General features: G+C 65.8%; 1 protein-coding gene. It reads right to left on the bottom strand.

The window, feature by feature from the left end; all coding sequences use genetic code 11:
- Window positions 1–1011 (bottom strand): aconitase family protein (locus GVV77_RS18030; RefSeq protein ID WP_246199904.1); only part of this gene is annotated, 1011 nt, incomplete at both ends.

Below are 1011 nucleotides of genomic sequence, written 5' to 3'. Positions count from 1 at the left end.
GTGGACAGGTCCAGCTCCAGGTATTCGGAGAACCGGATCTCGGTGGACGGATCGTGCCACAGGCCCTGTTCCTTGGCGTAGGCCTCCACCAGGGCCACGTTCTCCGCCGGGCGCCCGGTCAGGCGCAGATACTCAAGGGTCACCTCATCGATGGGGAACATCGCCGCGGTCGAGCCGAACTCCGGGGACATGTTCCCGATCGTGGCCCGGTTCGCCAACGGCACCTCGGCCACGCCCTCGCCGTAGAACTCCACGAACTTGCCCACCACCCCGTGCCGGCGCAGCATCTCGGTGATGGTCAGCACCACATCGGTGGCCGTGGCCCCGGCCGGAATCGACCCGGAGAGCCTGAAGCCGACCACCCGCGGGATCAGCATCGACACCGGCTGGCCCAGCATCGCCGCCTCCGCCTCGATCCCGCCGACCCCCCAACCCAAAACGCCCAGCCCGTTGACCATGGTGGTGTGCGAATCGGTGCCCACACAGGTATCCGGATACGCCCGCAGCACCGTCGCCCCGTCCGCCCCGGTCACCTCCCGGGTCATCACCGTGCGGGCCAGGTACTCAAGGTTCACCTGGTGCACAATGCCCATCCCCGGGGGCACCACCTTGAAATCATCAAACGCGGTCTGGCCCCAGCGCAGGAACTGATACCGCTCCCCATTGCGCTGATACTCGATCTCCATGTTGCGCTCCAGCGCCCCGGCATTGCCGAACACATCGATCTGCACCGAATGATCAATCACCATCTCCGCCGGCGCCAACGGATTCACCTTCTTCGGATCCCCGCCAAGCTCGGCCACCGCCTCACGCATCGTGGCCAGGTCCACCACGCACGGCACCCCGGTGAAGTCCTGCATGATCACCCTCGCCGGAGTGAACTGAATCTCCGTATCCGGCTCCGCCTCAGGATTCCACCCGGCCAGGGCCCGCACATGATCGGCGGTGATATTGGCCCCGTCCTCGGTCCGCAGCAGATTCTCCAACAACACCTTCAGGCTGAACGGCAGC

This window comes from Arthrobacter zhaoguopingii, from assembly GCF_009828605.1.
In the GTDB taxonomy this organism is placed as follows: Bacteria; Actinomycetota; Actinomycetes; order Actinomycetales; family Micrococcaceae; genus Arthrobacter_D; species Arthrobacter_D zhaoguopingii.
This window is presented reverse-complemented; position numbering and strand designations above follow the sequence as displayed.